The 26,437-nt window shown below is 62.7% G+C and carries 28 protein-coding genes; 18 read left to right on the plus strand and 10 right to left on the minus strand.

Translation table 11 applies throughout. The features are described from left to right. The first annotated feature begins 39 nt into the window (after positions 1–39). The 6 genes from KI611_RS01630 to KI611_RS01655 all read left to right on the plus strand — a co-directional run bounded on the left by KI611_RS01630 (position 40) and on the right by KI611_RS01655 (position 5,621). Positions 40–1,404: a branched-chain amino acid ABC transporter substrate-binding protein gene (locus KI611_RS01630; RefSeq protein WP_226418099.1), complete on the plus strand. Its 1,365-nt coding sequence runs from the start codon at positions 40–42 to the stop codon at positions 1,402–1,404. 70 nt (positions 1,405–1,474) lie between these two features. Then, the gene (locus tag KI611_RS01635) at positions 1,475–2,398 is read left to right on the plus strand and encodes a branched-chain amino acid ABC transporter permease (protein ID WP_226418100.1); all 924 of its coding nucleotides are present in this window, start codon (positions 1,475–1,477) and stop codon (positions 2,396–2,398) included. Next, positions 2,395–3,453, plus strand: a complete 1,059-nt coding sequence (locus KI611_RS01640; protein WP_226418101.1) for an ABC transporter permease subunit — start codon at positions 2,395–2,397, stop codon at positions 3,451–3,453. The genes KI611_RS01635 and KI611_RS01640 overlap by 4 nt, the downstream gene beginning before the upstream one ends. Beyond that, on the plus strand, positions 3,453–4,214 hold the full coding sequence (locus KI611_RS01645; RefSeq protein ID WP_226418102.1) for an ABC transporter ATP-binding protein: 762 nt from the start codon (positions 3,453–3,455) through the stop codon (positions 4,212–4,214). The genes KI611_RS01640 and KI611_RS01645 overlap by 1 nt, the downstream gene beginning before the upstream one ends. Continuing rightward, on the plus strand, positions 4,207–4,911 hold the full coding sequence (locus tag KI611_RS01650) for an ABC transporter ATP-binding protein (RefSeq protein ID WP_226418103.1): 705 nt from the start codon (positions 4,207–4,209) through the stop codon (positions 4,909–4,911). The genes KI611_RS01645 and KI611_RS01650 overlap by 8 nt, the downstream gene beginning before the upstream one ends. Positions 4,912–5,000: 89 nt before the next feature. Continuing rightward, a complete protein-coding gene (locus tag KI611_RS01655; RefSeq protein WP_226418104.1) occupies positions 5,001–5,621 on the plus strand; it encodes a COG3650 family protein in 621 nt (206 codons plus the stop codon). On the opposite strand, the gene KI611_RS01660 is transcribed toward KI611_RS01655, so the two are convergent. Beyond that, a complete protein-coding gene (locus tag KI611_RS01660) occupies positions 5,622–6,638 on the minus strand; it encodes a CDP-6-deoxy-delta-3,4-glucoseen reductase (RefSeq protein WP_226418105.1) in 1,017 nt (338 codons plus the stop codon). Positions 6,639–6,671: 33 nt separating this feature from the next. On the opposite strand from KI611_RS01660, the gene KI611_RS01665 reads away from it, so the two are divergent. From KI611_RS01665 to KI611_RS01690, 6 genes are all read left to right on the plus strand, one after another. Next, positions 6,672–7,565 carry an NAD-dependent epimerase/dehydratase family protein gene (locus KI611_RS01665; protein WP_226418106.1) on the plus strand — a complete coding sequence of 298 codons (894 nt, stop codon included), beginning with the start codon at positions 6,672–6,674 and terminating at the stop codon, positions 7,563–7,565. Then, positions 7,553–7,969 carry a CopD family protein gene (locus KI611_RS01670; protein ID WP_226418107.1) on the plus strand — a complete coding sequence of 139 codons (417 nt, stop codon included), beginning with the start codon at positions 7,553–7,555 and terminating at the stop codon, positions 7,967–7,969. Before KI611_RS01665 ends, KI611_RS01670 begins: the two co-directional genes overlap by 13 nt. Next, complete coding sequence (locus tag KI611_RS01675; RefSeq protein ID WP_226419861.1) at positions 7,966–9,111, plus strand: THUMP domain-containing class I SAM-dependent RNA methyltransferase; 1,146 nt, start codon at positions 7,966–7,968, stop codon at positions 9,109–9,111. The genes KI611_RS01670 and KI611_RS01675 overlap by 4 nt, the downstream gene beginning before the upstream one ends. Before the next feature lie 104 nt (positions 9,112–9,215). After that, positions 9,216–10,511: an acetyl-CoA hydrolase/transferase family protein gene (locus KI611_RS01680; RefSeq protein WP_226418108.1), complete on the plus strand. Its 1,296-nt coding sequence runs from the start codon at positions 9,216–9,218 to the stop codon at positions 10,509–10,511. 146 nt (positions 10,512–10,657) lie between these two features. Next, a complete protein-coding gene (locus KI611_RS01685) occupies positions 10,658–10,987 on the plus strand; it encodes a hypothetical protein (protein ID WP_226418109.1) in 330 nt (109 codons plus the stop codon). Between the two features lie 5 nt (positions 10,988–10,992). Continuing rightward, complete coding sequence (locus KI611_RS01690; protein WP_226418110.1) at positions 10,993–11,526, plus strand: YMGG-like glycine zipper-containing protein; 534 nt, start codon at positions 10,993–10,995, stop codon at positions 11,524–11,526. 84 nt (positions 11,527–11,610) lie between these two features. Here the strand turns inward: KI611_RS01690 and lipA are convergent, their stop codons facing one another. Genes lipA through KI611_RS01720 form a run of 6 tightly spaced genes read right to left on the minus strand, consistent with a single transcriptional unit; the run spans position 11,611 to position 16,457 of the window. Then, positions 11,611–12,585: a lipoyl synthase gene (gene lipA / locus KI611_RS01695; protein WP_226418111.1), complete on the minus strand. Its 975-nt coding sequence runs from the start codon at positions 12,583–12,585 to the stop codon at positions 11,611–11,613. Next, the gene (gene lipB, locus KI611_RS01700) at positions 12,578–13,189 is read right to left on the minus strand and encodes a lipoyl(octanoyl) transferase LipB (protein WP_413463943.1); all 612 of its coding nucleotides are present in this window, start codon (positions 13,187–13,189) and stop codon (positions 12,578–12,580) included. The genes lipA and lipB overlap by 8 nt, the downstream gene beginning before the upstream one ends. A 28-nt stretch (positions 13,190–13,217) precedes the next feature. Beyond that, on the minus strand, positions 13,218–13,487 hold the full coding sequence (locus tag KI611_RS01705; RefSeq protein ID WP_226418113.1) for a YbeD family protein: 270 nt from the start codon (positions 13,485–13,487) through the stop codon (positions 13,218–13,220). A 1-nt stretch (position 13,488) separates the two neighbouring features. Beyond that, positions 13,489–14,364: a D-amino acid aminotransferase gene (locus KI611_RS01710; protein ID WP_226418114.1), complete on the minus strand. Its 876-nt coding sequence runs from the start codon at positions 14,362–14,364 to the stop codon at positions 13,489–13,491. Between the two features lie 5 nt (positions 14,365–14,369). Next, positions 14,370–15,509, minus strand: coding sequence for a D-alanyl-D-alanine carboxypeptidase family protein (locus KI611_RS01715; RefSeq protein ID WP_226418115.1), 1,140 nt, complete (start codon positions 15,507–15,509; stop codon positions 14,370–14,372). 39 nt (positions 15,510–15,548) lie between these two features. Then, positions 15,549–16,457, minus strand: a complete 909-nt coding sequence (locus tag KI611_RS01720) for a LysR family transcriptional regulator (protein ID WP_226418116.1) — start codon at positions 16,455–16,457, stop codon at positions 15,549–15,551. Between the two features lie 105 nt (positions 16,458–16,562). Here KI611_RS01720 and htpX point away from each other — a divergent pair, with 105 nt between their 5' ends. From htpX to KI611_RS01750, 6 genes are all read left to right on the plus strand, one after another. Then, a complete protein-coding gene (htpX, locus tag KI611_RS01725; RefSeq protein ID WP_226418117.1) occupies positions 16,563–17,441 on the plus strand; it encodes a protease HtpX in 879 nt (292 codons plus the stop codon). A gap of 79 nt (positions 17,442–17,520) precedes the next feature. Beyond that, the gene (locus KI611_RS01730) at positions 17,521–18,720 is read left to right on the plus strand and encodes a TolC family protein (RefSeq protein ID WP_226418118.1); all 1,200 of its coding nucleotides are present in this window, start codon (positions 17,521–17,523) and stop codon (positions 18,718–18,720) included. Continuing rightward, positions 18,717–19,856 (plus strand): efflux RND transporter periplasmic adaptor subunit, encoded by a 1,140-nt coding sequence (locus KI611_RS01735; protein ID WP_226418119.1) that lies wholly within the window; start codon positions 18,717–18,719, stop codon positions 19,854–19,856. Before KI611_RS01730 ends, KI611_RS01735 begins: the two co-directional genes overlap by 4 nt. Further along, the gene (locus KI611_RS01740) at positions 19,853–22,963 is read left to right on the plus strand and encodes an efflux RND transporter permease subunit (RefSeq protein ID WP_226418120.1); all 3,111 of its coding nucleotides are present in this window, start codon (positions 19,853–19,855) and stop codon (positions 22,961–22,963) included. The genes KI611_RS01735 and KI611_RS01740 overlap by 4 nt, the downstream gene beginning before the upstream one ends. After that, entirely contained in the window at positions 22,960–23,295 is a 336-nt protein-coding gene (locus tag KI611_RS01745; RefSeq protein ID WP_226418121.1) for a P-II family nitrogen regulator, read from the plus strand. Before KI611_RS01740 ends, KI611_RS01745 begins: the two co-directional genes overlap by 4 nt. A 125-nt stretch (positions 23,296–23,420) precedes the next feature. Further along, entirely contained in the window at positions 23,421–24,341 is a 921-nt protein-coding gene (locus tag KI611_RS01750; RefSeq protein ID WP_226418122.1) for a PAS domain S-box protein, read from the plus strand. On the opposite strand, the gene KI611_RS01755 is transcribed toward KI611_RS01750, so the two are convergent. From KI611_RS01755 to lgt, 3 genes are all read right to left on the minus strand, one after another. Beyond that, positions 24,338–25,087, minus strand: coding sequence for a hypothetical protein (locus tag KI611_RS01755; protein WP_226418123.1), 750 nt, complete (start codon positions 25,085–25,087; stop codon positions 24,338–24,340). The genes KI611_RS01750 and KI611_RS01755 overlap by 4 nt on opposite strands. 8 nt (positions 25,088–25,095) lie before the next feature. Further along, positions 25,096–25,572, minus strand: coding sequence for a VOC family protein (locus tag KI611_RS01760; RefSeq protein ID WP_203468420.1), 477 nt, complete (start codon positions 25,570–25,572; stop codon positions 25,096–25,098). A gap of 73 nt (positions 25,573–25,645) precedes the next feature. Next, positions 25,646–26,434: a prolipoprotein diacylglyceryl transferase gene (gene lgt / locus KI611_RS01765; protein WP_226418124.1), complete on the minus strand. Its 789-nt coding sequence runs from the start codon at positions 26,432–26,434 to the stop codon at positions 25,646–25,648. Positions 26,435–26,437 lie beyond the last annotated feature (3 nt).

Consider the following 26,437-nt stretch of genomic DNA (forward strand, 5'->3'; position numbering starts at 1 on the left):
ATGAACCCTTTTCACCCACCAGAGTTCAGGAGAATACCGATGCACGCCAAGCTTTCCGTAGTTGCACTCTCCGTCATCACGGCTTTTGCGTTATCCGCTTGCGGTCAGAAGGAAGAACCGAAACCGGTCGCCGCGCCGATCACGCCGGCCGCTCCGGCAGCGAAGCCGGAAGTCGTGGTCAAACTGGGGCATGTGGCACCGATGACCGGCCCGCAAGCTCACCTGGGCAAGGACAACGAATATGGCGCTTTGCTGGCCGTTGAGGAATTGAACGCCCAGGGTCTGGAAATCGGTGGGGCCAAGGTCAAGTTCGAATTGGTGGCGGAAGACGATCAGGCCGACCCGAAACAGGGTTCGATCGTCGCCCAGAAGCTGGTTGATGCCAAGGTTAACGGGGTGATCGGTCACCTCAATTCCGGGACGACCATTCCGGCCTCCAAGTTGTACGCCGATGCCGGCATCCCGCAGGTTTCGGGTTCGGCGACCAATCCGAAATATACCCAGCAGGGCTTCGCCACGGCCTTCCGGGTGATGGCCAACGATGTGCAACAAGGCAAGGCACTTGGCGAGTTTGCCGCCAAGCAGGGGGTCAAGAGCGTAGCCATCGTCGACGACCGTACCGCCTACGGCCAGGGGCTGGCCGACGAGTTCAAGAAGGCCGCCGAGGCGTCCGGTCTGAAGGTGGTCGCTACCGAATACACCAACGACAAGGCCACCGACTTCAAGGCCATCCTGACCAAGATCAAGTCGAAGAAGGCCGAACTCGTCTTCTTCGGCGGCATGGATGCCCAGGGCGGCCCGATGGCCAAGCAGATGAAGGAACTCGGCATCAAGGCCAAGTTCCTCGGCGGCGACGGCGTCTGTACGCCGGAATTCATGAAACTGGGCGGCCCGGCCAGCGAGGGGCAATATTGTTCCCTGCCCGGCATGCCGTTGGAAAAACTGGCCAAGGGGCCGGAGTTCAAGGATAAGTTCGGCAAGAAGTTCGGTGCCGAAATCCAGCTCTATTCGCCCTATGTCTACGATGCGGTGATGGTCGTGGCCGATTCCATGAAGCGCGCCAACTCCGTCGAGCCCGCCAAATATCTGCCGGAAATCGGCAAGACCAAGTACGACGGCGTGACTGCGCTGATCGAGTTCGACCAGTTCGGCGACCTCAAGGGCGGCGCAATTTCCGTCTACCAGTACAAGGGTGGCAAGCTGGAATACGTCGAAACGCTGGGTGGTGGCGGTCCGGTTGATTCCGCCAAGGCGGAAGTCAAGGAGGCGGTTGCCGAAGTCAAGGAAGCCGCCCAGGCGGTAGCCGGCGCGGCCACCACAGCCGGGGCCAATGCCGTCAAGGCCGGGGCCGAGGCGGTGAAGAGCGCGGCGGAAGCCACTAAGTCAGCAGTCGAGAAGAAGTAAAGCCCAAACAGGCTAAAGGAAACGGCACCGCAAGGTGCCGTTTCCATATGCTGCGGTCGACTTACACAATATGGATATTTTCCTTCAGCAGATCATCAACGGACTCGTCCAGGGCAGCATCTATGCTCTGGTCGCGCTCGGCTACACGATGGTGTACGGGATCATGGGCCTGATCAATTTCGCGCATGGCGAAGTGGTGATGATCGGCACGCTGGTCACCATTACGGTGACTGGCACCCTGATCAAGGCCGGCATGCCGGTGGCGCTGGCCGGCCTGGCCGGCGTCAGCGTTTCGGTGCTGGTCTGCATCGCGCTCGGCTGGGGGCTGGAACGCATCGCCTATCGCCCGTTGCGCGGCGCGCCGCGTCTGACGCCGCTGATCACGGCCATCGGCATGTCGATCGTCCTGCAGAATCTGGCGATGATCGTCTGGGGGCGTAATTACATGACTTTTCCCGCCTTCCTGCCGAAAATCGATTACGAGTTCGCCGGGGCCAACTTCACCGCGGTCCAGATCGTCATCGTGCTGGTCTCGGCCGCGACCATGGGCGGTCTGCTGCTCCTCGTCTATCGCACCAAGCTCGGCATGGCGATGCGCGCGACGGCGCAGAACCCGGCGGTGGCCAGCCTGATGGGGGTCAATATCAACCGCGTCATCGCCGCCGCCTTCATCATCGGTTCGGCGCTCGGCGCGGTGGCCGGCGTGATGGTCGGCTCCTACTACGAAATCGCCCATTACCAGATGGGCTTCATGCTCGGCCTGAAAGCCTTTACCGCAGCGGTGCTGGGCGGTATCGGCAATCTCGGCGGGGCGATGGCCGGCGGCATCCTGCTCGGCCTGATCGAGGCGCTGGGCGCCGGTTATATCGGCGACCTGACCGGCGGCTTCCTCGGCAGCCACTACCAGGACATCTTCGCCTTCATCGTGCTGATCGGCGTGCTGATGTTCCGGCCTTCCGGCCTGTTCGGCGAGAAGACGGGAGATCGCGCATGAAAAAGTGGCTCAATCCCCGTTCGGCCTTCGGCATCGCGCTGATCGCCGCCGCCCTGATCGCCCTGCCGTTTGTCGCCGCGATGGGCGGCCAGGCCTGGGTGCGCATTCTCAATTTCGCCATCCTCTATGTGTTTCTGGCGCTCGGCCTGAATATCGTCGTCGGTTTTGCCGGCTTGCTTGATCTTGGCTATATCGCCTTCTACGCCGTCGGCGCTTACGTCTATGCCCTGCTGGCCAGTCCGCATTTCGGCCTGCACTGGCCGTTCTGGGTCATTCTGCCGATCGGTGCGATGGTTGCCTGTTTCTTCGGCGTACTGCTTGGCTCGCCGACGCTGAAACTGCGCGGCGATTATCTGGCCATCGTCACGCTGGGTTTTGGCGAGATCGTCCGTATCTTCCTCAACAACCTGAATGCGCCGATCAATGTGACCAACGGCGCCCAGGGCATAACGCTGATCGATCCGGTGGCCATTGGTGGTTTCAAGTTCTCGAGTTCAACGCAGATTCTCGGCGTTTCGCTGAGTGGCCCGCAGAAGTACTACTACCTGCTGGTCGTCCTGGCCATTCTCGTCATCCTCATCAACCTGCGCCTGCAAAATTCCCGCATCGGCCGGGCCTGGCAGGCGATCCGCGAGGACGAGATCGCCGCCAAGGCGATCGGCATCAACACCCGCAATATCAAGTTGCTGGCCTTCGCCATGGGGGCGAGCTTCGGCGGGGTGGCCGGCGGCATCTTCTCGGCGATGCAGGGTTTCGTCTCGCCGGAAAGCTTTTCGCTGATCGAGTCGATCATGATTCTGGCGATGGTCGTGCTCGGCGGCATGGGGCACATTCCCGGCGTCATTCTCGGCGCGGTGTTGCTCAGCATCCTGCCGGAGGCCTTGCGCTACGGCGTCGGGCCGATCCAGATGGCCCTCTTCGGCAAGATGCTGGTCGATCCGGAAAGCCTGCGCATGCTGATTTTCGGCCTGGCGCTGGTCCTCGTTATGCGCTTCAAGCCGGCCGGCCTGTGGCCGTCGCCCGAGCGCAAGCGCGAACTGCAGGGGGATGCCTGATGGCCGAGGTATTGCTTGAAGCCAAGGCCGTCGCCAAACATTTCGGCGGCGTCAAAGCCTTGCGCGATGTCTCGCTGAGCATCCGCCAGGGCGAAATCTACGGCCTGATCGGCCCGAACGGCGCTGGCAAGACCACCTTCTTCAACTGCATGACCGGCCTCTACATACCGGACGGCGGCGGTTTTACCTTCGCCGGGGCGCCGCTGCTTGCCGATGCGCCGCATCAGGCGGCTGAGCGCGGCATTGCCCGGACTTTCCAGAACATCCGCCTGTTTGCCAACATGACGGCGCTGGAGAATGTCATGGTCGGTCGCCATGTCCGGACCCGGGCCGGCGTGCTCGGTGCGATGCTGCAGAATGCGGCGACCCGGGCCGAAGAAGCGGCGATCCGCCAGCGCGCCATCGACCTGCTGCACTACGTGCGCATCGAGGAGCGGGCCGACGACCTGGCCAAGAATCTGTCCTACGGCGACCAGCGCCGGCTGGAAATTGCCCGTGCCCTGGCCACCGAACCGAAACTGCTTTGTCTCGACGAGCCGGCCGCCGGCATGAACGGCACCGAAACCGCCGAGCTGCGCGAACTGATCGACGGCATTCGCCACGACGGCACGACCATCCTGCTCATCGAGCACGACGTCAAACTGGTCATGGGGTTGTGCGATCGCGTCGCCGTGCTCGATTACGGCGCGCTGATCATCGAGGATGTGCCGGCCGTCGTGCAGAAGGATCAACGTGTCATTGAGGCTTATCTAGGTGCTTGAAGTTACCGGACTCCACGTCGCCTACGGCGGCATCCAGGCGGTGCGCAGCATTACCTTCCACGTCAACGAGGGCGAGATGGTCGCCCTGATCGGGGCCAACGGGGCGGGCAAGAGCAGCACCCTGAAAGCGATCGCCCGGGTGATCGATGCGGTTGGCGGCGACGTGCATTTTCGCGGCGAAAAGATCAGCCGCATTGCGCCGCACCACATCATCGGCAAAGGCATCGCGCTGGTGCCGGAAGGGCGGGGGGTCTTTCCGCGCCTGAGCGTCGTCGAAAACCTGGCGATGGGCGCCTTCCTGCGCAACGACAAGGCGGACATCGCCGGCGATCTCGATAAAATCTACGGCTACTTTCCGCGCCTTAAGGAACGGGCGGCCCAGCTGGCCGGCACCTTGTCCGGTGGCGAGCAACAGATGCTGGCGATCGGCCGCGCCCTGATGAGCCGGCCGAAAATGCTGCTGCTCGACGAGCCGTCGATGGGCCTCGCGCCGATCATGGTGCAGAAGATTTTTGAGGTGATCCGGATCGTCGCCGCCGAGGGCATGACGACGCTGCTCATCGAGCAGAATGCCAAGCTGGCGCTGCAGGTCAGCCAGCGGGGCTATGTCATGGAAAGCGGCGAAATCACGCTGACCGGCGAGTCGGCCCAGTTGTTGAACGACCCGAAGGTGCGCGCCGCCTATCTGGGCGAGTAATTGCCGCTATTTTTTAACTGCATCAAACTGTTCGGCAGGCAGGCAGGGCAAAATGGGCGGATCGTCTTTCCCGTGAAGTGCCCTCTGCCATGAAGATCCGTCATTCGCTGTTCGCCTTGAGCGCCACCTTGCTGGCTATCGGTCTTCAGGCCGAGGAGGCCAAACCGGCCGACAACGCACCGAAATTCGCTTACGGAATGATGCTCAAGCACGGCGACAAGGTGGTGTTCTCGCCGTGCCGCGATCGCAGTTACTCCACCATGGAAGATGTCTCACCCGACAAGGCAGTGACCAAGGCCTTGAACAGCGTCGGGCTGGCCGCCGGCAAGAAGCTTTATGCCGAGCTGCTGGCCGTCGTCGAAGGCGATACCCTGAAAGCCTCGGCGATCAATATGGCGCAGACCGAAGGGCGCTGCCAGTTGCCCGGCACCCGGGACGAGGCCTGGCGGGCAGCCGGCAACGAGCCGGGCTGGCTGCTTGCGGCGGGCGGCGATAGCGTCACCCTGAAACGTCCGGGCCAGCCGGACGTCGTCGTGCCCTACACCCCCTTGAAGCTTGACGGGGGGCGGGCCAGTTTCACCTCCGACAAGCTGACGCTGCGTCTGGACAATAGCTTGTGTCGCGATGCGCTGGCCACTGCCGTCTTCGGCTGGACGGCCACGGTGACGGCCAATGGCCAGACCCTGAAAGGCTGTGCCTGGCAGCGTTGATCAGCTGGCCGAGAAGGTGAACGCGTCGGCGAAGAATTCCTCTTCCGGCAGCTGCCGCGTCGTGGTGAAGTCGCGCCGGGCGACATCGATCATCACCGGCGCCCCGCAGGCATAAACCTGGTAGCCGGAGAGGTCCGGAAAATCGGCCAGCACCGCCTGGTGCACGAAGCCGGTGCGGCCGCTCCAGGCATCGCTGGCGGCCGGTTCGGAAAGCACCGGCAGGTAGGTGATGTTGGCGTGTTGGGCGGCCCATTGCTCGGCCAGGGCATTTTGATAAAGATCGACACGCGCCTTGGCGCCCCAATAAATGTAGATCGGGCGTTGGCACTGCTCGGCGATGGCGTGTTCGACAATCGCCTTGATCGGCGCGAAACCGGTGCCGCCGGCCAGCAGGATCATCGGCTTCGACGAGTCTTCGCGCAGGTAGAAACTGCCGTGCGGACCATTGAAGCGCAGGATGTCGCGCACTTTCATCGTCGAGAACACCTGCTCGGTAAACAGGCCACCCGCCACGTGGCGGATGTGCAGTTGCAGCACGGCGTCGTCGTGCGGCGCGTTGGCCAGCGAGAAACTGCGTTTCTTGCCATCCTTGAGCAGGATGTCGATGTATTGGCCGGCCCAGAATTGCAGGCGTTCATTGGCCGGCAGGCGCAGGTGCATTTCGATGACGTCCGGCGCCAGTTTTTCCAGCTTTTCGATGCGCGAGGGCAGGGTCTTGACCGGAATGTCGTTGATCGAGCCGAGCTGCTTGCATTCGATGACCAGATCCGACTTGGCCGTGGCGCAGCAATAGAGCGCCAGACCGGCGGCCTTTTCGCTCTCTTTCAGCGCATGCTCCTGGGCTTTGCCGTGCTCGACGCTGCCGGCCAGCACCTTGCCTTTGCAGGCGCCGCAGGCGCCATCCTTGCAGCCGTAGGGCAGGGTCAGGCCCTGGCGCAAGGCGGCGTCGAGCAGCGTTTCATCGGCTTCGGCGGCGAACTGACGTCCGCTGGGCTGGACAGTAATCTGGTAGCTCATTGGTTCCCCTTGGTCGTCGGCTACAATGCCGGCGTGCAAAAAATCCTGATTGTCGGCAGCGGGGACGTGGCCCGCCGCATTCTCTCCCGCCTTGCCCGCCGCTATCGTGTCTACGCCTTGTTGCGCGATTCAGGCCGGGCCGTCGCGTGGCGTAACGCCGGCGCCAAACCGGTGGTGGCTGATCTTGACGACCGGGCCAGCTTGCAGCGTCTGAGCGGCCTGGCCGATCTGGTTCTGCATCTGGCACCACCGCCGGCCGAAGGGCCGAGGGATACGCGCACCCGCAACCTGCTGGCCGCCTTGGGCAAGAGCAAAAGTCTACCACGCCGGCTGGTTTACGTAAGCACGACGGGGGTTTACGGCGATTGCGCCGGGGCCTCGATCGATGAAACGCGCCGCCTGAATCCGGAAAGCGCGCGGGCCGGCCGGCGGGTCGATGCCGAACGTTGCCTGCGCCGCTGGGGCAAGCAGACTGGCGTCCAGGTCTCGATCCTGCGGGCGCCCGGCATTTACGCCGCGGATCGCCTGCCCGTCGAGCGTCTGCACAAGGGCCTGCCGGCCCTCGTTGCGGCCGATGACGTGTTCACCAATCATATTCACGCCGACGATCTGGCCGCCGCTTGCGTTGCCGCGTTGCGCCGCGGCGGGGCTAACCGCGCCTACAATGCGGTCGATGATTCCGCTCTGCGCATGGCCGAGTATTTCGACCGGGTCGCCGATGCTTTTGCCTTGCCCCGAGCGCCGCGCATCACCCGTGACCAAGCCGAAAAGACCTTGTCGCCGGTGCAGATGTCATTCATGCGCGAATCGCGGCGGATCGGCAATCGTAGAATCAAGAAAGAACTCAAATTAAGCTTCGCGTACCCGACGATCGACGACGGGATAGCAGAGGCCCTTCGCTCAAGGAGAAATGCATGCTCGTCGTGAAAGCGCTTCATATTTCACTGGTTGTCGCCTGGTTCGCCGGGCTGTTCTACCTGCCGCGAATTTTCGTCAATCTGGCCATGGTGCCGGCCGACAGTCCGGCTGAGCGCGATCGCCTGCTGTTGATGGCCGGCAAACTGTTCAAGTTCATGACGCCGCTCGGCATATTGGCGGTGCTGCTTGGCCTGTGGTTATGGTTTGGCTATAGTTTTTCCGGTGGCTGGCTGCATGCCAAGACCGCGCTGGTCGCCTTGCTTGTCGCTTACCACGTGCATTGCGCCGTGCTGTTGAACGCCTTTCGCGCCGGGCGCAATACCCGTAGCCATGTCTGGTTCCGTTTCTATAACGAAATGCCGGTGGTCGTCTTGTTCGCCGTGGTCTTTCTCGCTGTCCTGAAGCCTTTCTGATGAATAAATATTTTGCAATCTGCCCGCGCGGGCTGGAAGAACTGCTCCTCGCCGAACTGGCTGGCGTTGGCGCCAGCGAACTGCGCACGACGCACGGCGGCGTATTTTTTGCCGGGGACTGGTCGGTCTGTTATCGGGCCAATCTGGAATCCCGGCTGGCGACGCGCATCCTCTGGCATATCGTCAAGGGGCCTTACGCCAAGGAAGAGGATATCTACCGGCTGGCCGTCCGCCAGTTGTGGCCGAATCACTTTGCCGTATCGCGGACGATGCGTGTCGTGACGACGGCGATCAAGTGTCCGCTCAAGTCGCTCGACTTCGTCACGCTGCGCGTCAAGGACGCCGTCTGCGACCGCTTCCGCGAGGATCTCGGCGAGCGGCCGAATATCGAGACGCGCAATCCCGATGTCAGCGTCCATGTCTTCCTCAGCGAGAACGAGTGCACGCTGTACCTCGATACCTCCGGTCAGCCCTTGTGGCAGCGCGGTTTCCGCAAGGCCAGCGTGGATGCGCCGCTGAAGGAAAATCTGGCGGCCGGCATTCTGAAACTGACTGGCTGGCAGCCCGGTACGCCGCTGATCGATCCGATGTGCGGCAGCGGGACTTTCCTGCTCGAAGCTGTGCAGATGGCGCTCGACCGGGCGCCCGGCCTGGATCGCGGCTTTGCCTTCGAACTGCTCGGCAAATTCGAGGCCCTGAATTGGGCCGATATCCGGAGGGCTGCCGAGTTGCGCTGCAAGCCGGCAGAGCCGATGGACATTCGCGGCTACGACAGCGATGAAAAGGCCGTCCGGGCGACCCGCCGCAATTTGCAGGAGGCTGGCTTCGGCGGCGTGGTCACGGTCGATCACGCCGATGTGCTGGAGGTCCAGCCGCTCACCGAGCACGGTATCCTCGTCGCCAATCCGCCCTACGGCGAGCGGATCGGCGAGCAGGAAGAACTGGCCGAGTTCTATCCGCAACTCGGTTCGGCCCTGAAGAAATACTGGGCCGGCTGGAACTGTTTCTTCTTTACCGCCGACCTGCGTCTGCCCAAGCTGGTCGGTCTCAAACCCAGTCGCAAAACGCCGCTGTTCAACGGCCCGCTCGAATGTCGGCTGTTTGAAATCCGGATGGTGGCGGGGAGCAACCGCAAGCCGTGATTGTTGCGTTGCAATAAACTCGTCCTTTTGATCCTGGTCAGCAATTTGCGCTGATCGCTATGCGAGCATCGTAGTTTTTCAAAACAATTATTGGAGATAGTCGTATGTCTGTTCAGTCGCTGTATCAGCAAAAACGCATGCCTGCCACCGATGCCATCCGGGTGGTCAAGAATGGCGACACGATCGTCGTGCCGACCGCCGTGGGCGAACCCCCGGCCTTGCTGACGGCGCTTTCCGAAGCGCGTCGCGATTTTCGCGACGTACAGATTTCGCAGATTCTGCCGGTTCGCAAGTACGGATATCTGGACCCGGAAACGGCGGAGCACGTACGGCACTCGGCCTATTTTTTCAGTGGCGTGACTCGCCCGGGCGGCCAGGCCGGCTGGATTGACTATATCCCGGCCTTCTTCTCCGAACTGCCGGCGCTGATCAATCGCAATCTTTCTCCGGCCGATGTCGTCTTCTCGCTGGTATCGCCAATGGACGAGCACGGCTACTTCTCGCTTTCCCTGGCCCCTGACTACACCATGGCCGCCATTGCCAAGGCCCGTGCGGTGGTCCTCGAAGTCAATCCGAACGTGCCGTTCGCCAACGGCAATTGCCATATTCACATTTCTCAGGTCACCGCGCTGACCGAGAGCGAGGATCCCATCCTGGAAGTCGGCCTGCCGAAAATCGGCCCGGTTCAGGAGGCGATCGGCAAGTATGTCGCCGAGATGATTCCCGATGGCGCGACCCTGCAGATCGGCTATGGCGGCATTCCGGATGCCGTGGTGATGCAGCTGACGCACAAGCACGATCTCGGCATCCATACCGAAATGGTCGGCGACGGCATCATGACCCTGGTTGAGGCCGGCGTCATCACCAACCGGAAGAAGAACTACCACCCGGGCAAGATGCTGGCGACCTTCGCGCTCGGCTCCAAGAAGCTGTATCAGTTCATGCATCGCAATCCTTCGCTCGAAATGCATCCGGTCGATTTCACCAATGACCCGTTCCTGGCCGGTCAGAACGACAACCTGCATGCCATCAACGCGACGATGCAGATCGACTTCATCGGGCAGTGCGGTTCGGAGAGTCTCGGGTTCGCCCCGTATTCCGGTACCGGTGGGCAGAGCGATTTTGTCCGTGCGGCGAACCGTTCGAACGGCGGGAAGGCCTTCATCGTTCTGCCGTCCACGGCCAAGAACGACACCATTTCGCGCATCGTCCCGACCCTCTCGCCGGGCACCCATGTGACGACCAGCAAGAACGACATCAACTACGTCGTCACCGAGTATGGCGTTGCCCAGTTGCGCGGCAAGACAGCCCAGCAGCGTTGTGCCGCCCTGATTGGCATCGCCCACCCGGATTTTCGCAGCGAGTTGCGCGAGTCGGCCAAGCGGATGAACTTGCTCTGAGGGCGTCTCGCTACCGACCCGCTACGGCGACCAGCAACTGGAAAGCATCGAGCGCCCGGCCTGCTTACAAAATGTAGCAATTTAATTCATCCGGTCGCCTGATAATTCGCTATTGTGAATAGCGAGTATCAGGACGATCGGGTGTGATGATGAAAGCGAAAAAACTGCTGCTGGCCTTGCTGGTTCTCGGCTTCGCCGGAATCGGCGGGGCCTTGGCCCACGGCGTTCGAGGGCAGGTCGGCGTCTATGTGAATCCGTTCTGGGGCTATCCGCCGCCGTTCTACTATCCGCCCCAGGTCATCGTCGTGCGGCCCTCGCCGCCGCCGGTCTACGTCGAACAATACGAAGCGCCCGCCGAGCCGGCCGCAGCAGCCCAGCAATACTGGTATTACTGCGCCGCTGCCAAGGGCTACTATCCTTATGTTCAGGAATGCCCGGGCGGTTGGCAGAAGGTCTTGCCGCAACCGGCAAGGTGATCAGCATGGCAAATAAAATGAGTGTGTTTTACCGGGTGCCCGCCGTATTCGGCGTGGTTTTCCTGACGGCGTGCACGGTCATGCCAAGCGGGCCCGATGTAATGGTCTTGCCGGGGACCGGGCAGACGCTGGAACGCTTCCGCGACGATGATGCGCTGTGCCGGCAATTCGCCTATGTCCAGATCGGCGGCAAGACAGCCGAACAGGCCGCGCGGCAGTCGGCGGTGACCAGTGCCGCGGTCGGAACGGCGGTTGGCGCGCTGGCCGGGGCGGCGATCGGCGGTGGCCGTGATGGCGCCGCAGTCGGTGCCGGTGCCGGCCTGCTGATGGGCAGTGCGGTCGGCAGCGATGCGGCGCGTAGTTCGGGTATCGGTACCCAGCGCCAGTACGACAATGCCTACATCCAGTGCATGTACGCCAAGGGGCATCGGGTGCCGGTGCCAGCCAATGTCAGCTATTCCCGGCCGGTACGGGCCGCCGATGCCGGTATTCCACCACCGCCGCCGGGCGCTCCGCCGCCACCGCCGCCGGCCAAATAATCAGCTGACCGGAAATGACAATGGCGCTCCGCGGAGCGCCATTGTTGCGTTTTACCCAGGTGGCCTGAAAGCGGCCGGCGCCGTTCAACTGAGCGGATTGATCCCGGCCGAATGCGCTTGCTCATCTGCCCAGTAGCTGGAACGGACCATCGGGGCGCAGGCGGCGCCGGTGAACCCCATTTTCTTGGCTTCTGCTTCGTACATCTTGAAAGTATCGGGCGGTACGTAGCGGACGACCGGCAGGTGATGGCCGGTCGGGGCGAGGTACTGGCCGATGGTCAGCATTTCGACATCGTGGGCGCGCAGGTCGCGCATGACGTCGAGGATTTCCTCGTCGGTTTCGCCGAGCCCGACCATCAGGCCGGACTTGGTGGAAACGTTCGGATAGCGTGCCTTGAACTGCTTGAGGAATTCCAGCGAGTGTGCGTAATCGGCGCCCGGGCGGGCCTGCTTGTAGAGGCGGGGCACGGTTTCCATGTTGTGGTTGAGGACGTCGGGCAGCGCGCCGCCGAGGACGTCGAGGGCAACCTCCATCCGGCCGCGGAAGTCCGGCACCAGCGTTTCGATGGTCGTGCTCGGCGACAGCTCACGCACCTGGCCGATCACGTCGACGAAATGCTGGGCACCGCCATCGCGCAGGTCGTCGCGGTCGACGCTGGTGATCACGACATATTTGAGTTTCAGCGCGGCGACCGATTCGCCGAGCTGGCGCGGCTCGTCCGGGTTGGGCGGCAAGGGCTGGCCGTGGCCGACGTCGCAGAACGGGCAGCGGCGGGTGCAGATGTCGCCGAGGATCATGAAGGTTGCGGTGCCACGGCCGAAACATTCGCCGATGTTCGGGCAAGTCGCTTCTTCGCAGACGGTGTGCAGCTTGCGTTCGCGCAGCATGGATTTGATTTCGCCGAAGCGGCCGGCGCTGTTGCCGGCCTTGACGCGTATCCAGTCGGGCTTTTTCAGCGGCTGATCGACCGGGATGATCTTGATCGGGATGCGCGCGGTCTTCAGTTCGCCTTTTTGTTTGACGCCTTTTTGCTTCGCGCTGCCTACGTTGTCAGCCATGTTGTTTGTCCAGTTGCTGCAGTAGATGTTGGGAGAGTTGTTCGCCGGCCTCGCGGACGGTGAGCGGGATGTTCAGATCCTTGGTCTGGACTACTTCCAGTCCAGCATAGCCGCAGGGGTTGATGGCGGTAAATGGGGAAAGATCCATATCGACATTGAGCGAAACGCCATGGTAGGAGCAGCCATTGCGGATGCGCAGGCCGAGTGCCGCGACCTTGGCTTCGCCGACGTAGACGCCGGGCGCCCCGGCACGCCGTTCGGCGCTGACGCCATGGGCGGCGAGCAGGTCGATGACCGCCTGTTCGATGGCGGTGACCAGTTCGCGCACCTTGATTTTCAGGCGGGGCAGGTCGAGCAGCAGGTAGATCACCACCTGGCCAGGGCCGTGGTAGGTGACCTGGCCGCCGCGGTCGATCTTGACGATGGGGATGCCGATGTCGCGCAGGATGTGTTCCGGCTTGCCGGCCTGGCCGAGCGTGTACACCGGCGGGTGTTCGACGATCCACAGCTCGTCCGCGGTGTCCGGCTGGCGGCTGGCGGTGAAATCCTGCATGGCCTGAAAAGTCGGGGCGTAGTCGACCCGGCCAAGCCGTTTGACCAGCAGGTTCACAGCCTTGCCCCTGCTCGGTACCTCACAGCACCACTTTGATCAGGGGGTGGCCGCTCAACTCGGTGTACAGCGCATCAAGCTGCGGCTTCGAGGTGGCAATCACGGTGCAGGTCAGGCTCAGGTAGTTGCCGCCCGAACTGGCACGCATTTCCATCCGCGCCGCGTCGAAGTCCGGGGCATGTCGGGTGACGATTTCGAGAACGACCTGGGCGAGCGTCTCCTCCGCCTTGCCCATGATTTTCAGGGGGAAGGCGCAGGGGAATTCGAGGAGGGTGTCCTTGTAGGAAGCCATTTCAGCCTTTGCGCATTACCGTGTTTTTGAAATCCTGATACCACCGCCACATCTTTTCGCCGATCGGGCCTGGTTGGCCGGTGCCGACAGCGCTACCGTCGAGGGTCGTGATCGCCAGGATTTCCTTGGTCGACGAGGTCATCCAGACCTCGTCGGCGGTACGAAGTTCAATTTCCTGGATCTCGCGGACTTCGATGGCTTGACCGTGGAGGTCGGCCAGTTCAAGGATGACGTCGTAGGTGATGCCGGGCAGCATCAGCTGCGTCTTCGGCGGCGCAAGCAGCACGCCGTTTTTGACCAGGAAAATGTTCGAGGCGGCGCCTTCCTTCAGGTAGCCGTCGCGAACCAGCAGCGCTTCGGCGCAGCCGGCCTCGATCGCCTGCTGGCGGGCCAGCACGTTGGCGAGCAGCGAAATGACCTTGAGGTCGCAACGCGCCCAGCGCTGGTCGGCCACGGTGATCGCCGCAACGCCCTGGGCCCGCGTTTCGGCCGACGGAGTGACCAGCGGTGAAGCGAAGGCGAAGACCGTCGGCGGTACGCTGGCCGGCGGGAAGGCGTGGTCGCGCTTGTTGTCGGCGCCGCGCGTGACCTGCAGGTAGATCGACTGGTCATCCCATGGCGCGCTGCCGATCAACTGCTCGACGACCGCCGTCCAGCCGGCGAGATCGAGCGGATTGGCCAGCTTGATGCCGGCCAGTGTCGCTTGCAGGCGCCGCAGGTGTTCGTCGCTGCGAAAGGCGCGCCGGGAGTAAACCGGAATGACCTCATAAACCCCGTCGCCATAGAGAAAGCCGCGGTCGAGCGGCGAGATGCCGGCCTCGGCCAGGGGCAGGAATTGACCGTTCAGATAAACGGGATCAGCGACGTAAGGGGTCATGGGTCTCAGTTGAACCAGAGTTTTACAGTGTCGATGGTGCGACCGAAGATGCCGGCGACCGGCACATTTTCAAGGGCGCTGACCGGATATTCGCCGTAGGCCTTGCCATCGATGCTGACCTTGACCACGCCGACTTTCTGGCCGATCTGGACCGGGGCCATCAACGGTTGTTGCGAGATAAACTGGGCCTGCACCTTGTCGGCATAGCCCTTCGGTACGGCGACCATCAGGTCGGCGGGGAAACCTGCCTTGGCCTCCTTCTGGGCGCCCTTCCAGACACGCAGCGACGAGACCGGCTGATTGGCGGCGTAGAGCTTGACGGCGTCGTAGGCCGTGAAGCCCCAGTTGAGCAGTTTCAGGGATTCGCTGGCGCGCGCCGAGTCGGAGCTGGTGCCCAGCACGACGGAGAGCAGACGGCGCTTGTTGCGCTGCGCCGAGGAAATCAGGCAATAGCCGGCGGCATCGGTGTGGCCGGTCTTGACGCCATCGACGGTGGGGTCGACCCAGAGCAGGCGGTTGCGGTTGGGCTGGGTGATGTTGTTGTAGCGAAATTCCTTCATCGAGTAATACTTTTTGTATTCCTCGGGGAAGTCATGGATCAGCGCGCTGGCCAGAACGGAGAGGTCGCGGGCGGTGGTGTAATGCTGCGGATCGGGCAGGCCGGTTGAGTTGCGGAAGCTGGAGTTTTTCATCCCCAGCCGCTGTGCTTCCCGGTTCATCATCTGGGCGAAGTTTTCCTCGCTGCCGGCAATGCCTTCGGCCAGCGTGACACAGGCGTCGTTGCCCGACTGGACGATCATGCCCTTGATCAGGTCTTCGACCGGCACCTGGGTGTTGACCCGGACGAACATCTTCGAACCGCCGGTCCGCCAGGCTTTTTCCGAGACCGGCAGGGACTGGCTGAGGGCAATGGTCTTCTGGCGCATGGCCGAGAAGGTCAGGTAGGCGGTCATCAGTTTGGTCAGGGAGGCCGGCTCAAGGCGTTCGTCCGGCAACTCCGCGCTCAAGATCTGGCCGGAGCCGGTTTCCAGCAACAGCCAGGACTTGGCAGCCAGCGACGGCGGGATGGGCAGTTGCTGGGCGGCTGCCTGGGCGGCGAAAAAGAGGCTGAGTGCGAAGAGGAAAGTCTTGTGAAACATCGGCATGGGATTTGTTTTATTTCGCGGTGCGTTGGGGGGAATTGATTATACCCCCGGCCCGGACTGGACCTGTGCCGAGGCGGCGCAGAGGACCTCGATGGCTGGATGACGGATGCGGCGTTCATTCGAGATGGCGTAAATCTGCTCGCTGACGCCGGTCATCGGGCCGAGTACGCGGGCGTTGAGCTGGCTTGCGATCTGTTCGGCAAGAACCAGCGGCGCCGGAAAGATGCCGAGTCCGCCGCGGCCAAAGGTGTTGAGCAGGGCGCTGTCTTCGAACTCGCCAACGATTTTCGGGCGGATCCCGGTGCTTTCCAGCCAGCGGTCGATCCGCCCGCGCAGGGCGTTGTGCCGGGTCGGCAGCAGCAGCGGCGCGCCATCCAGGCTTTTCGGGAAACCGGCCTGATAGCGCTCAAGCAAATCGGGCGTGGCGAACAGGCCGTTTTCGAAGTCGCCCAGGCGTGTGCTGAAGACCTTCAGATTGCCGCCGACCGGCGCCGCCCGGTCGGTGAGCACGACATCGAGGCGGTGCAGGGCGAGCTCGGCGAGCAAGCTCTCGAACTCGCCCTCGTCGCAGATCAGCCGGACGTCGACCGGCATGCTGGTGACCGACGAGAGCAGCCGATAGGCAAGCAGTTTCGGGATGCCGTCGGAAATCCCGGTGCGCAGACGCAGCGTCGATTCGCTGCCGCTGGCCTGGACGGCATCGACCAGTGCGTCGCCCAACTGGAATATCTGGTCGGCGTAGCCGAGCGCCACCCGTCCCGCCTCGCTCAGCACGAGGCCGCGCCCCTGGCTGTTGAACAGGGCCTTGCCCAACTGGCGTTCGAGCAGCGACAGCTGGCCGCTGATCGTCTGCACGGCCAGCCCGAGGCGTTCGGCGGCACGGGTGATGCTGCCTTCCTGGGCGACGACCCAGAAATAGTGGAGGTGTTTGTAATTGAGTGGCGTCATGGTTGTTTTGCAGAAAAAACCGATGTAATTGTCAAGTTAGATGTGATTTTACCGTAGTGTGCGATGCAATATTATTCCGCTGTTTCCCTCATTTAGGAGTTCGCCATGAAACGCGTTCTACTCTTCCTTGCTACCAATCTTGCCGTAATGCTGGTCCTCAGTCTGGTCACCAGCCTGCTCGGCGTCAATCGCTTCCTGACCGCCAACGGCCTCAATCTTGGCATGCTGCTCGTCTTCGCTGCCGTGATCGGCTTCGGCGGCTCCTTCATTTCGCTGCTGATGTCGAAAATGATGGCCAAGTGGAGCACCGGGGCGCGCGTCATCGAGTCGCCGAGCAGTTCGACCGAGGTCTGGCTGGTCGATACCGTGGCCCGTCTGGCCGAACGGGCCGGCCTGCCGATGCCGGAAGTGGCGATTTACGATGGCGAGCCGAACGCTTTCGCTACCGGCGCCAGCAAAAACAGTTCGCTGGTTGCCGTGTCCACCGGCTTGCTCGCCAGCATGACGCGGGAAGAGGCGGAAGCGGTGCTGGCCCATGAGATTGCCCACATCGCCAACGGCGACATGGTGACGCTGACCTTGATCCAGGGCGTCGTGAACACTTTCGTCATCTTCCTGTCGCGGGTCGTCGGCTATCTGGTCGATTCCTTCCTGCGCAAGAACGACCAGGAGAGTAGCGGCCCCGGCATCGGCTACATGGTGACCAGCATGATCTGCGAAGTGGTGTTCGGTGTTCTGGCCAGCATCATCGTCGCCTGGTTCTCGCGGCAGCGCGAGTTTCGGGCCGATGCCGGGGCGGCGCAGTTGATGCGTTCGCCGTTGCCGATGCAGAACGCGCTGCGTCGCCTGGGCAATCTGCACACCGAACCCCTGCCGCAGAACATGGCGGCCTCAGGGATCGCCGGTGGTCAGGGCTGGATGGCACTGTTTTCGACCCATCCACCGCTGGAAGAGCGTATCGCTGCGCTGGCCCAGTCGCGCTGAGCGGGTGCTGAAAGGCATGCGAGTTAGCCAATACAAAACCATGATGCGCTGCACAAAATTAATCGCTCTCGGACTGGGCTTGAGCGCCAGCCTCGCCTTCGCCCAGCCGGCCTATGACCTGCCGCATCTGGAAGCGTTGGCCATGGAATCGAGCCGGGCGGTTCTCGCCGCCCGCGATCAGGTAACGGCGGCACGTTCGGCGATCGACAGCGCCGGCGCCTTCGCCAATCCCGAAGTCGAGTTCCTCGCCGGTACGGCACGTTCGCGAGGGGCGGCCGGTAATCCGGGCGATGCCCGCAGCCTGACCTTGACCCAGCCGCTCGACATGCCGTGGCGTCGGGTAGCCCGGATCGGTGCGGCCGAGGCCGGGCTGGATGTCACCGTGGCGGCCACACGGGCTTTCGAGGCCGACATCCTGGCCCGTCTGCGCATGCGTTACTTCGAAGTGTTGCGGCGTCAGGTCGAGTTGCAGAACGCCTTGGAGGATGCCGCGCTGATGGACGATGTGCGCTCGCGGATTGCCTTGCGCGTCGAGGTCGGCGAGGCGCCGCGTTTCGAGCTGATCAAGGCCGATGCGGAAATGCTGATGGCCCGGAAAACCGCCCAGGCGGCGGGCTTTCGCGTTGAGCAGTCGCGCTCCTTGCTGCGCCAGGCGGTCGGCAATGCGCTGCCGGCTGACTTTACGCTGAGCGGGCGGCTCAGGGATGTGCCCGATCTGCCGCCGCTGCCCGGCCTGAGCAAGCAACTGGCGGAAAACAGCCCCGATTTGGCGCGGGCCCGTGCCGAAATGCGCCGCGCCCAGCGTCAGCTTGATTTCGAGAAAGCCCAGCGCTGGCCCAACCTGGCGCTGAAAGCCAGCGTCGATGAGGACCCCGATATGCGCACCTCGAAGTTCGGCGTCGTCGTCTCGATCCCGCTCTGGGATCGGCGGCGCGGACCAGTCGGCGAAGCGGCGGCGCAACTGGCGCGGAGCCGCAACGAGTTGGAGGCCCAGGAGTTTTCGCTGGGCCAGGCGTTGCAGGTGGCCTATCAGCAATATGAAATCGCCGAGGCGCAGGTCACCGCGCTGGAAGGCGGCATCGTCAAGCAGGCCCAGGCGGCCCTGAAGGTGGCCGAATCGGCCTACCGCTTTGGCGAGCGCGGTTTCCTTGAAGTGCTTGATGCCCAGCGCGTTTATCGCGCGGCGCGTTCCGAATTGATTGCGGCTGCCTACGAACTGGCAGCGGCCTGGGTTGATATTGAAAGGCTGCGGGCGACTCCCGGAGAAAAAACAGAATGAAAAATGCGTTGGTTTTACTGTTGAGCGCGGCGCTGCTGCTTGGCTGCGACAAGGAGGATGCGCCAGGGGCCGCCGCCCCGGTTGCCGATCCGGCGGTCGTCACACCGGCCCCGGAACTGTTGGCGCAGCTCAAGCTGCACCAGGTCACTACCGAGCCGGTCGCGGAAACCTTGCGGGTGGCCGGGAAGATCGATTTTGACGAACAGCGTCTGGCGCGGATCGGGGCGACGGTAACCGGGCGGGTCACCCAGATCGACGCCCTGCTTGGCCAAGCGGTCAAAAAGGGCGAGGTCCTGGCGCGCCTGAACAGCAGTGAACTGTCCAGTCAGCAATTGGCCTACCTCAAGGCGCGCGCCCAGCTCGAACTGAACCGGCGCAACGCCGAACGGGCGAAGGCGCTGTTCCAGGCCGATGTGATCGGAGCCGCTGAACTGCAGCGGCGCGAAAGCGAACACCAGATTTCGCTGGCCGAAACCCGGGCCGCCGCCGACCAGTTGCAATTGCTCGGCGTCAGCCCGGCGGCCATCGACCGTTTGGCCAAGCAGGGCGCCGTCGATTCGGTGACGCCGGTGGTGGCCAGCCTGGGCGGCGTGGTTGTCGAACGCAAGCTGGCGCAGGGACAGGTTGTGCAGCCGGCCGATGCCTTGTTTGTCGTCGCCGACCTGACCCGGTTGTGGGCGGTGGCCCAGGTGCCGGAGCAGCAGGTCAGCCAGGTCAAGACCGGGCAGATCGTCAACATCGAAGTGCCGGCGCTGGGTAATGAGAAGCTGGTCGGCAAGCTGATTTTCGTCGGCCAGACGATCGATCCGGACACCCGGACCGTGCTGGTGCGGACCGAACTCGACAATGCCGATGGCCGTTTGAAGCCGGCCATGCTGGCCACCATGCTGATCGAGGCGAAGGCCGTCGACCGCCTGGTCGTGCCGGCCAGCGCCGTGGTGCGCGAGAACGACGAAGACCACGTCTTCGTTGCCGAGGCGAATGGGGCATTCCGGCTGCTCAAGGTCAAGCTGGGGCCGGAGCAGGGCGGACGGCGGGTCGTGCTGTCCGGCCTGAAAGGCCAGGAAAAGCTGGTCATCGACGGCGCTTTCCACCTGAACAACGAGCGTAATCGCAAGGAAATGGAGGGCGCGTGATCGAGTCACTAGTTCGTGCGGCGCTCAAGCAGCGCCTGATTGTCGTCGTCATCGCCATCGTGCTTTTTGTGTTTGGTATGGATGCCGCACGCAAGCTGTCGGTTGATGCCTTCCCCGATGTCACCAATGTCCAGGTCCAGATCGCCACCGAGGCGCAAGGGCGCTCGCCGGAAGAGGTCGAGCGCTTTGCCACCGTGCCGCTCGAAGTGGCGATGACCGGCCTGCCCGGGCTGGAGGAAATGCGCTCCTTGAACAAGCCGGGCCTGTCGCTGATCACCCTGGTCTTCAACGACAAGACGGATGTCTATTTTGCCCGCCAGTTGGTCATGGAGCGCCTGCTCGAAGTCGGTTCGCGCCTGCCGCAGGGCATCACGCCAGTGCTCGGGCCGGTGTCGACCGGCCTCGGCGAGGTCTATCAATACACGCTGGAACGCCCGGACGATGGCGACCGGACCTTGACGCCGGAAGAGCTGATGCAGCGCCGGATTGCCCAGGATTGGGTGGTCCGGCCGTTGTTGCGCTCGATTCCCGGGGTGGCCGAGATCAACTCCCAGGGTGGCTATGCCAAGCAGTACCAGGTGCTGGTCAACCCCGACAAGTTGCGCCATTACGGCTTGTCGGTGGCTGATGTCTATCAGGCGGTCGGGCGCAACAACGCCAATGCCGGCGGCGGTGTGCTGCCGCAATTCGCCGAGCAGTACCTGATTCGCGGCGTCGGCCTGGTCCGTGACCTGGAAGACCTGCGCGCCATCGTGCTGCGCGAAAAGGACGGTGTGCCGGTCTATGTCCGCGATGTCGCGGAAGTGGAGATCGGCCACGAGGTGCGCCAGGGCGCGGTGATCAAGAATGGGGTGACCGAGGCGGTTGGCGGTGTGGTGATGATGACCGCCGGCGGCAACGCCAAGGCGGTGGTCGGCCTGATCAAGGCGCGAGTCGATGAGATCAACGCCAAGGGCATGTTGCCGGATGGCCTGAAAATCACCGCCTACTACGACCGTTCCGAACTCGTCGATGCCGCCTTGTGGACCGTCACCAAGGTCTTGCTGGAAGGCGTCGTGCTCGTCGTCGTCGTGCTGTTCCTCTTCCTCGGCGATGTCCGCTCCTCGCTGATCGTCGTCGCCACCCTGGTGCTGACGCCGCTGCTGACCTTCATGGCGATGAACCAGTTGGGCATTTCGGCCAACCTGATGTCGCTGGGCGGTCTGGCGATCGCCATCGGTCTGATGGTCGATGGTTCGGTGGTGGTGGTCGAGAATGCCTTCCTCCAGCTCGGCCGTCAGGCCAAGTCCGGCGAAAGCCAGCTGCGGGTGATATTGCGGGCGGTGGTCGAAGTTGCGACGCCGGTCATCTTCGGTGTCGGCATCATCATCCTGGTGTTCCTGCCGCTGATGACGCTGCAGGGCATGGAAGGCAAGATGTTTGCGCCGCTCGCCTACACCATTGCCATTGCGCTGGGCATTTCGCTGATCCTGTCGATGACCCTGACGCCGGTGATGTCGACCTACCTGCTCAAGCCGCCGGTCCATGATGGCGATCACGACACCAAGCTGATCGCCGCGATGAAGAAGCGCTACATGAAGCTGCTGCACTGGACGCTGGGCAACGAGAAGAAGACCGTTACCCTGGCTGTCGCGGCTTTCGTCGCGACGGTCGGCGTCCTGCCCTTCCTCGGCACCGCCTTCATTCCGGAAATGAAGGAAGGCTCGGTGGTGCCCGGCATCAACCGGGTGCCGAACATCTCCCTCGACGAATCGATCAAGATGGAAATGGAGGCGATGCGCTTGGTCATGCAGGTGCCCGGCGTCAAATCGGCGGTCTCCGGCGTCGGTCGGGGTGAGTCGCCGGCCGATCCGCAGGGGCCGAACGAATCGACCCCCATCGTCAGCCTGAAGCCGCGCAGCGAGTGGCCGTCCGGTTGGAACCAGGACGATATTCAGGATGCCATGCGCGACAAGCTGAAAGCCTTGCCCGGCGTGCAGATTGTCATGGCCCAGCCGATTTCTGACCGGGTCGACGAAATGGTGACCGGGGTTCGTTCGGACATTGCCGTCAAGGTGTTTGGCGACGATCTCGATCAACTGCGAAAAATTGCCGGCCAGATCGGCAAGGTGGCGCAGGCGCTGCCCGGCGCGCAGGATCTGCGCATCGAGCGGATCAGCGGCCAGCAGTATCTGTCGGTCGAAATCGACCGGCAGGCCATTGCCCGGCTCGGCATCAACGTCTCGGATGTCAACGATCTGCTGGAAACGGCGATTGGTGGCAAGGTGGCGACGGAAATCTTCGAAGGCGAGCGCCGCTTTCCCGGGGTCGTTCGCCTGCCGGAGCGCTTCCGGAATAATGTCGAGGCGATCTCGAACGTCCTGATCACCTCGCCGAACGGCGCCCAGGCCCGCCTGGCCGACGTCGCGCAAATCAAGGTGATGGACGGTCCGGCCCAGATTTCGCGTGAACTCGGCAAGCGTCGCATTGTCGTCGGTGTTAACGTCAAGGATCGCGACCTCGGCAGTTTCGTCGCCGAGCTGCAGCAAAAAGTCGGGCAGGAGATCAAGTTGCCGGAAGGCTATTACCTCGAGTGGGGCGGTCAGTTCCAGAACATGGAGCGGGCGCTGGGCCACCTGACGGTGATTATCCCGATCACCATTGCGGCCATTTTCTTCCTGCTGTTCCTGCTCTTCAATTCGCTGCGTTTCGCCACGCTGATCATTACCGTACTGCCCTTCGCCTCGATCGGCGGCATCGTCGGTCTGTTCGTCAGCCGGGAATACCTGTCGGTGCCGGCCTCGGTCGGCTTCATCGCGCTGTGGGGCATCGCCGTGCTCAACGGTGTCGTGCTCGTCTCGTATATTCGCGGCTTGCGTCAGGAAGGACGCACCGTGCGTGAGGCGGTGATCGAAGGGGCATCGCTGCGTTTCCGGCCGGTGATGATGACGGCAACCGTCGCCATGCTTGGCCTGATTCCCTTCCTGTTCTCCAACGGGCCGGGTTCGGAAGTGCAGCGGCCGCTGGCGATTGTCGTCATCGGCGGGCTGATCACCTGCACCTTGCTGACGCTGCTGGTTTTGCCAACCATTTACCGCTGGTTTGACGATGAGGAGGTCGAAGCATGAAAGAAATCAAGGCGGTTATCCGCCCCAACAAACTGTCCGCATTGCGTGACGCGCTGGTTTCCCTGCCCGGTTTTCCCGGCATGACGGTTACCCGCGTCGAAGGTTGCAGTGCGCCATCGCGCCATGTGGCAAGGCATACGATCAAGGAGGTGCTGACCGATTACACCGCCAAGGTGCGGATCGAGATCGTTGCTCCCGACGATGTCGCCGAAGCCATTTTCCAGCGGATTACCGAGGTCGCCCAGACCGGCCATTATGGTGATGGCCTGGTCTGGATCACCGAACTTGAGAAGGCCGCTTTCATTTTCAAGAGCACGCCAGGCGCAGATTAGTACTGCATGTTTTTTCGGTGTATTACTTTCGTGATATGTGAAGCTTTTCACGCTGGGATTCGCCAGGCATTTGTACACTCGACAGCTGTTCATGTCCCGATTTGGGTGGGCGGCTTGTCGAGTTTATGGAAAATGTACTGAATCCTGGCGCCAGCCTTACGCTGATGTCGCCGACCGAATTGCAGGAAGGCGTCGCCAGCCTTTCGCGTGGGGCCTATTTCAAAGAGGCCTCGTTCGAGATGACGCTGAGCATCCTCACCGAGTCCGCGGCGCAGATGTCGGGCATCGAGCGGGTCAGCATCTGGGCGTTGACCGATCAGCAGCAGGAATTGCGCTGCCTGGATCTCTATGAATTGGCCGGGCGCCGGCACAGTCGCGGCGAGGCGGTGCGGGCCAGCCGCTATCCGCGCTATTTCATCGATTTGAGCAGTGCGAACTGCATTTCCGCCGACGACGCCAGCTTGCATCCATCGACCGCCGAGTTCGCCGGCGATTATCTGGCCAAGCACAAAATAACCGCCATGCTCGATACGCCGATACATATCCGCGGCGAGTTGCAGGGCGTTTTTCGCCTCGAACAGGTCGGCTCGCGCCAGCCCTGGGCAACGGCCCACCGGCTCTTTGCCCATGCCGTGGCGAATCTGGTGACGCTGGCGCTGGTCGAGTATGAAGCCGACGAGGCGCGGCGTTTGGCGGCGAGCGCCAAGGAGCGCCTGGAGGCGGTATTCAGTGCCTCACGGGATGCCCTGTTGCTGTCCGATGGGGAAAGCGGGGTGATTCTCGATGCCAATCGTCAGGCGGAAAAGCTGTTTGGCTGCGCGCGTCGCGAACTGGTCGGGCGGCATCACCGGCAATTGCATCCGGAATCGGTCGCGGCGAAAGCGGCTCGCGAGTTTCAACGGGTCCTTGATGGGCTGGGCGATGCCGTGCAGCTCTCGGAAATCAAGCGTAGCGACGGCACGGTCCAGGCGGTCGAAATCACCACTGAAGTCGCCGATCTCAGCGACGGCCGGCGCCTGGCGCTCGGCATTTTTCGCCAGGTTTAGGCGTCGACCAACGCAATCGCCGCAGTCAATTGGCGCAGGCTCTCGTTGATCCGCCGGCGGGCGGCATCGTTGTCGAGATCAAGTTCACTGCCGACGAGATCGGCCAGTTGGCGCCCCTGATGCATGAGGCCGTAGAGTTCGAGATGCTCCGCCTGCTGGGCGATCTGCGTCGCTGCACTCTTCAGTGCATAGGCATCGGGCGGTAGGGCAGCCAGCGCGTCATGCATCTGTTCGATGTGTTCCCGGGCTTCCTCGGCAAACAAGTGGTCGAGCACCGCTGAGCGCTCGCCGGCTTCCGGGCGCACGCTCAGCGTCGCCTCCAGTCGCTGGGCGAAATGACGGGCGCGCTCGGCAAAAACCTTGTGTTCCAGACCGCCTGCTTCGCCGAGACACTCGATGGTCGCGGTCAGTGCCGCAATCAGGCGCGGGGCAGTCGTCCGTTCCAGCTGATCGGCGGCGCTGGCCAGCGCTTCACCCAGGCGCAGGCAGTCGGCATCGGCGGTTTCCAGCGCCACGCCATAGAGCGCAAAAATGGCGCTGCGCACTGCGCTGCCATCGTCGCGGTAGCGATCCGACCAGGCCTGGGCGAGACAACCGCAAGCGGCAATCCAGTGCTCGTTGAGCTTTTCATCGAAACGCAGTGGCTGTGGTTTGGCCAGCCAGGGCAGGATGGCGGCGGTCGCCTCCAGGGTGGGGGCGAGCGCCGCGCGGGTTTCCTCGAGATCCTTCTCGGGGATGTCGGACATGTCGATGATTATTGCGCGGCCAGTTTGGCGAAGGCGGAAACAACTTCCGGCGGCGCCTGGACCAGTTCGATCAGTACGCCTTCGCCGCCGATCGGAAATTCTTCATTGCCCTTCGGGTGCAGAAAGGTGATGTCGAAGCCGGCGGCGCCCTTGCGGATGCCGCCCGGGGCGAAACGCACGCCATTGGCCGACAGCCATTCGACGGCCTTGGGCAGGTCGTCGATCCACAGGCCGACGTGATTGAGCGGCGTGGTGTGCACGGCCGGTTTCTTTTCCGGGTCGAGCGGCTGCATCAGGTCGACTTCAACCTTGAACGGGCCGGTGCCCATGGCGCAGATGTCCTCGTCGACGTTCTCGCGCTCGGAAACGAAAGTGCTGGTGATTTCGAGGCCGAATTTCTCGACCCACAAGGTGCGGAGCTTTTCCTTGGAGGGGCCGCCGATGGCGATTTGCTGAATGCCGAGTACCTTGAACGGACGTTGCATGGCTTGATTCCTGTCGTGAATTGAAAGACCTAATCCATAATTATAAAGGCTGGGCGCCGCCTGGGAAGGCGCTTCAGGTGCGTCGTCGGTGCGCCATGAGGAGCAGGCCGATACCGATCAAGATCATCGGCAGCGACAGCCATTGCCCCATGCTGATGGTGTAGGACTGGCCGAAAATCCCGGCATCCGGTTCGCGGAAAAATTCGGTGAAGAAGCGGAATGCGCCGTAGCCGATCAAGAACACGCCGGAGGCCGCGCCACGCGCGCGTGGCCGGCTGGTGTAGAGCCACAGGATGATGAACAGTGCGAGGCCTTCGAGACCGATGTGATAGAGCTGCGATGGGTGGCGCGGCTGCATGTCGCCGGCTTGCGGAAAGATCATCGCCCACGGCAGGCTGGCGTCGGCGACGCGGCCCCACAACTCGCCGTTGATGAAATTGCCGAGACGGCCGGCGGCCAGGCCTAGCGGGACGAGCGGGGCGATGAAATCGGTGATGTCGAACCAGGCCAGGCGATTTTTCCGTGCCCACAGCGTCATGGCCAGCAAGACCCCGAGAAAGCCGCCATGAAAGCTCATGCCGCCCTTCCAGACAGCGACGATCTCAAGCGGGTGGCTCAAGTAATAGGCCGGCTCGTAAAACAGCACCTGGCCGAGCCGGCCGCCAATGATCACGCCGAGCATGCCGTAGAACAGCAGATCGTCGAGCTGTTCGGCAGTAATGAAGCCGGGGCGGGTCTTGATCCGGTAGCGGCCGAGCAAAATAAACTGAACGAAGGCAACGAGGTACATCAAACCGTACCAACGCACCGACAGTGGGCCAAGCGAAAAAGCGACCGGGTCGAACTGGGGGTGAAGAAGCATTGA

It is taken from the genome of Dechloromonas denitrificans (assembly GCF_020510685.1).
Taxonomy (GTDB): Bacteria; Pseudomonadota; Gammaproteobacteria; order Burkholderiales; family Rhodocyclaceae; genus Azonexus; species Azonexus denitrificans_A.

What these genes read in the sequence shown, in the direction of transcription:
- KI611_RS01630 (WP_226418099.1), top strand. Translation starts at nt 40, where the DNA reads ATGCACGCCAAGCTTTCCGTAGTTGCACTCTCCGTCATCACGGCTTTT.
- KI611_RS01635 (WP_226418100.1), top strand. Translation starts at nt 1,475, where the DNA reads ATGGATATTTTCCTTCAGCAGATCATCAACGGACTCGTCCAGGGCAGC.
- KI611_RS01640 (WP_226418101.1), top strand. Translation starts at nt 2,395, where the DNA reads ATGAAAAAGTGGCTCAATCCCCGTTCGGCCTTCGGCATCGCGCTGATC.
- KI611_RS01645 (WP_226418102.1), top strand. Translation starts at nt 3,453, where the DNA reads ATGGCCGAGGTATTGCTTGAAGCCAAGGCCGTCGCCAAACATTTCGGC.
- KI611_RS01655 (WP_226418104.1), top strand. Translation starts at nt 5,001, where the DNA reads ATGAAGATCCGTCATTCGCTGTTCGCCTTGAGCGCCACCTTGCTGGCT.
- KI611_RS01660 (WP_226418105.1), bottom strand. Translation starts at nt 6,638, where the DNA reads ATGAGCTACCAGATTACTGTCCAGCCCAGCGGACGTCAGTTCGCCGCC.
- KI611_RS01670 (WP_226418107.1), top strand. Translation starts at nt 7,553, where the DNA reads ATGCTCGTCGTGAAAGCGCTTCATATTTCACTGGTTGTCGCCTGGTTC.
- KI611_RS01680 (WP_226418108.1), top strand. Translation starts at nt 9,216, where the DNA reads ATGTCTGTTCAGTCGCTGTATCAGCAAAAACGCATGCCTGCCACCGAT.
- KI611_RS01685 (WP_226418109.1), top strand. Translation starts at nt 10,658, where the DNA reads ATGATGAAAGCGAAAAAACTGCTGCTGGCCTTGCTGGTTCTCGGCTTC.
- KI611_RS01690 (WP_226418110.1), top strand. Translation starts at nt 10,993, where the DNA reads ATGGCAAATAAAATGAGTGTGTTTTACCGGGTGCCCGCCGTATTCGGC.
- lipA (WP_226418111.1), bottom strand. Translation starts at nt 12,585, where the DNA reads ATGGCTGACAACGTAGGCAGCGCGAAGCAAAAAGGCGTCAAACAAAAA.
- KI611_RS01705 (WP_226418113.1), bottom strand. Translation starts at nt 13,487, where the DNA reads ATGGCTTCCTACAAGGACACCCTCCTCGAATTCCCCTGCGCCTTCCCC.
- KI611_RS01710 (WP_226418114.1), bottom strand. Translation starts at nt 14,364, where the DNA reads ATGACCCCTTACGTCGCTGATCCCGTTTATCTGAACGGTCAATTCCTG.
- KI611_RS01715 (WP_226418115.1), bottom strand. Translation starts at nt 15,509, where the DNA reads ATGCCGATGTTTCACAAGACTTTCCTCTTCGCACTCAGCCTCTTTTTC.
- KI611_RS01720 (WP_226418116.1), bottom strand. Translation starts at nt 16,457, where the DNA reads ATGACGCCACTCAATTACAAACACCTCCACTATTTCTGGGTCGTCGCC.
- htpX (WP_226418117.1), top strand. Translation starts at nt 16,563, where the DNA reads ATGAAACGCGTTCTACTCTTCCTTGCTACCAATCTTGCCGTAATGCTG.
- KI611_RS01735 (WP_226418119.1), top strand. Translation starts at nt 18,717, where the DNA reads ATGAAAAATGCGTTGGTTTTACTGTTGAGCGCGGCGCTGCTGCTTGGC.
- KI611_RS01745 (WP_226418121.1), top strand. Translation starts at nt 22,960, where the DNA reads ATGAAAGAAATCAAGGCGGTTATCCGCCCCAACAAACTGTCCGCATTG.
- KI611_RS01750 (WP_226418122.1), top strand. Translation starts at nt 23,421, where the DNA reads ATGGAAAATGTACTGAATCCTGGCGCCAGCCTTACGCTGATGTCGCCG.
- KI611_RS01755 (WP_226418123.1), bottom strand. Translation starts at nt 25,087, where the DNA reads ATGTCCGACATCCCCGAGAAGGATCTCGAGGAAACCCGCGCGGCGCTC.
- KI611_RS01760 (WP_203468420.1), bottom strand. Translation starts at nt 25,572, where the DNA reads ATGCAACGTCCGTTCAAGGTACTCGGCATTCAGCAAATCGCCATCGGC.
- lgt (WP_226418124.1), bottom strand. Translation starts at nt 26,434, where the DNA reads ATGCTTCTTCACCCCCAGTTCGACCCGGTCGCTTTTTCGCTTGGCCCA.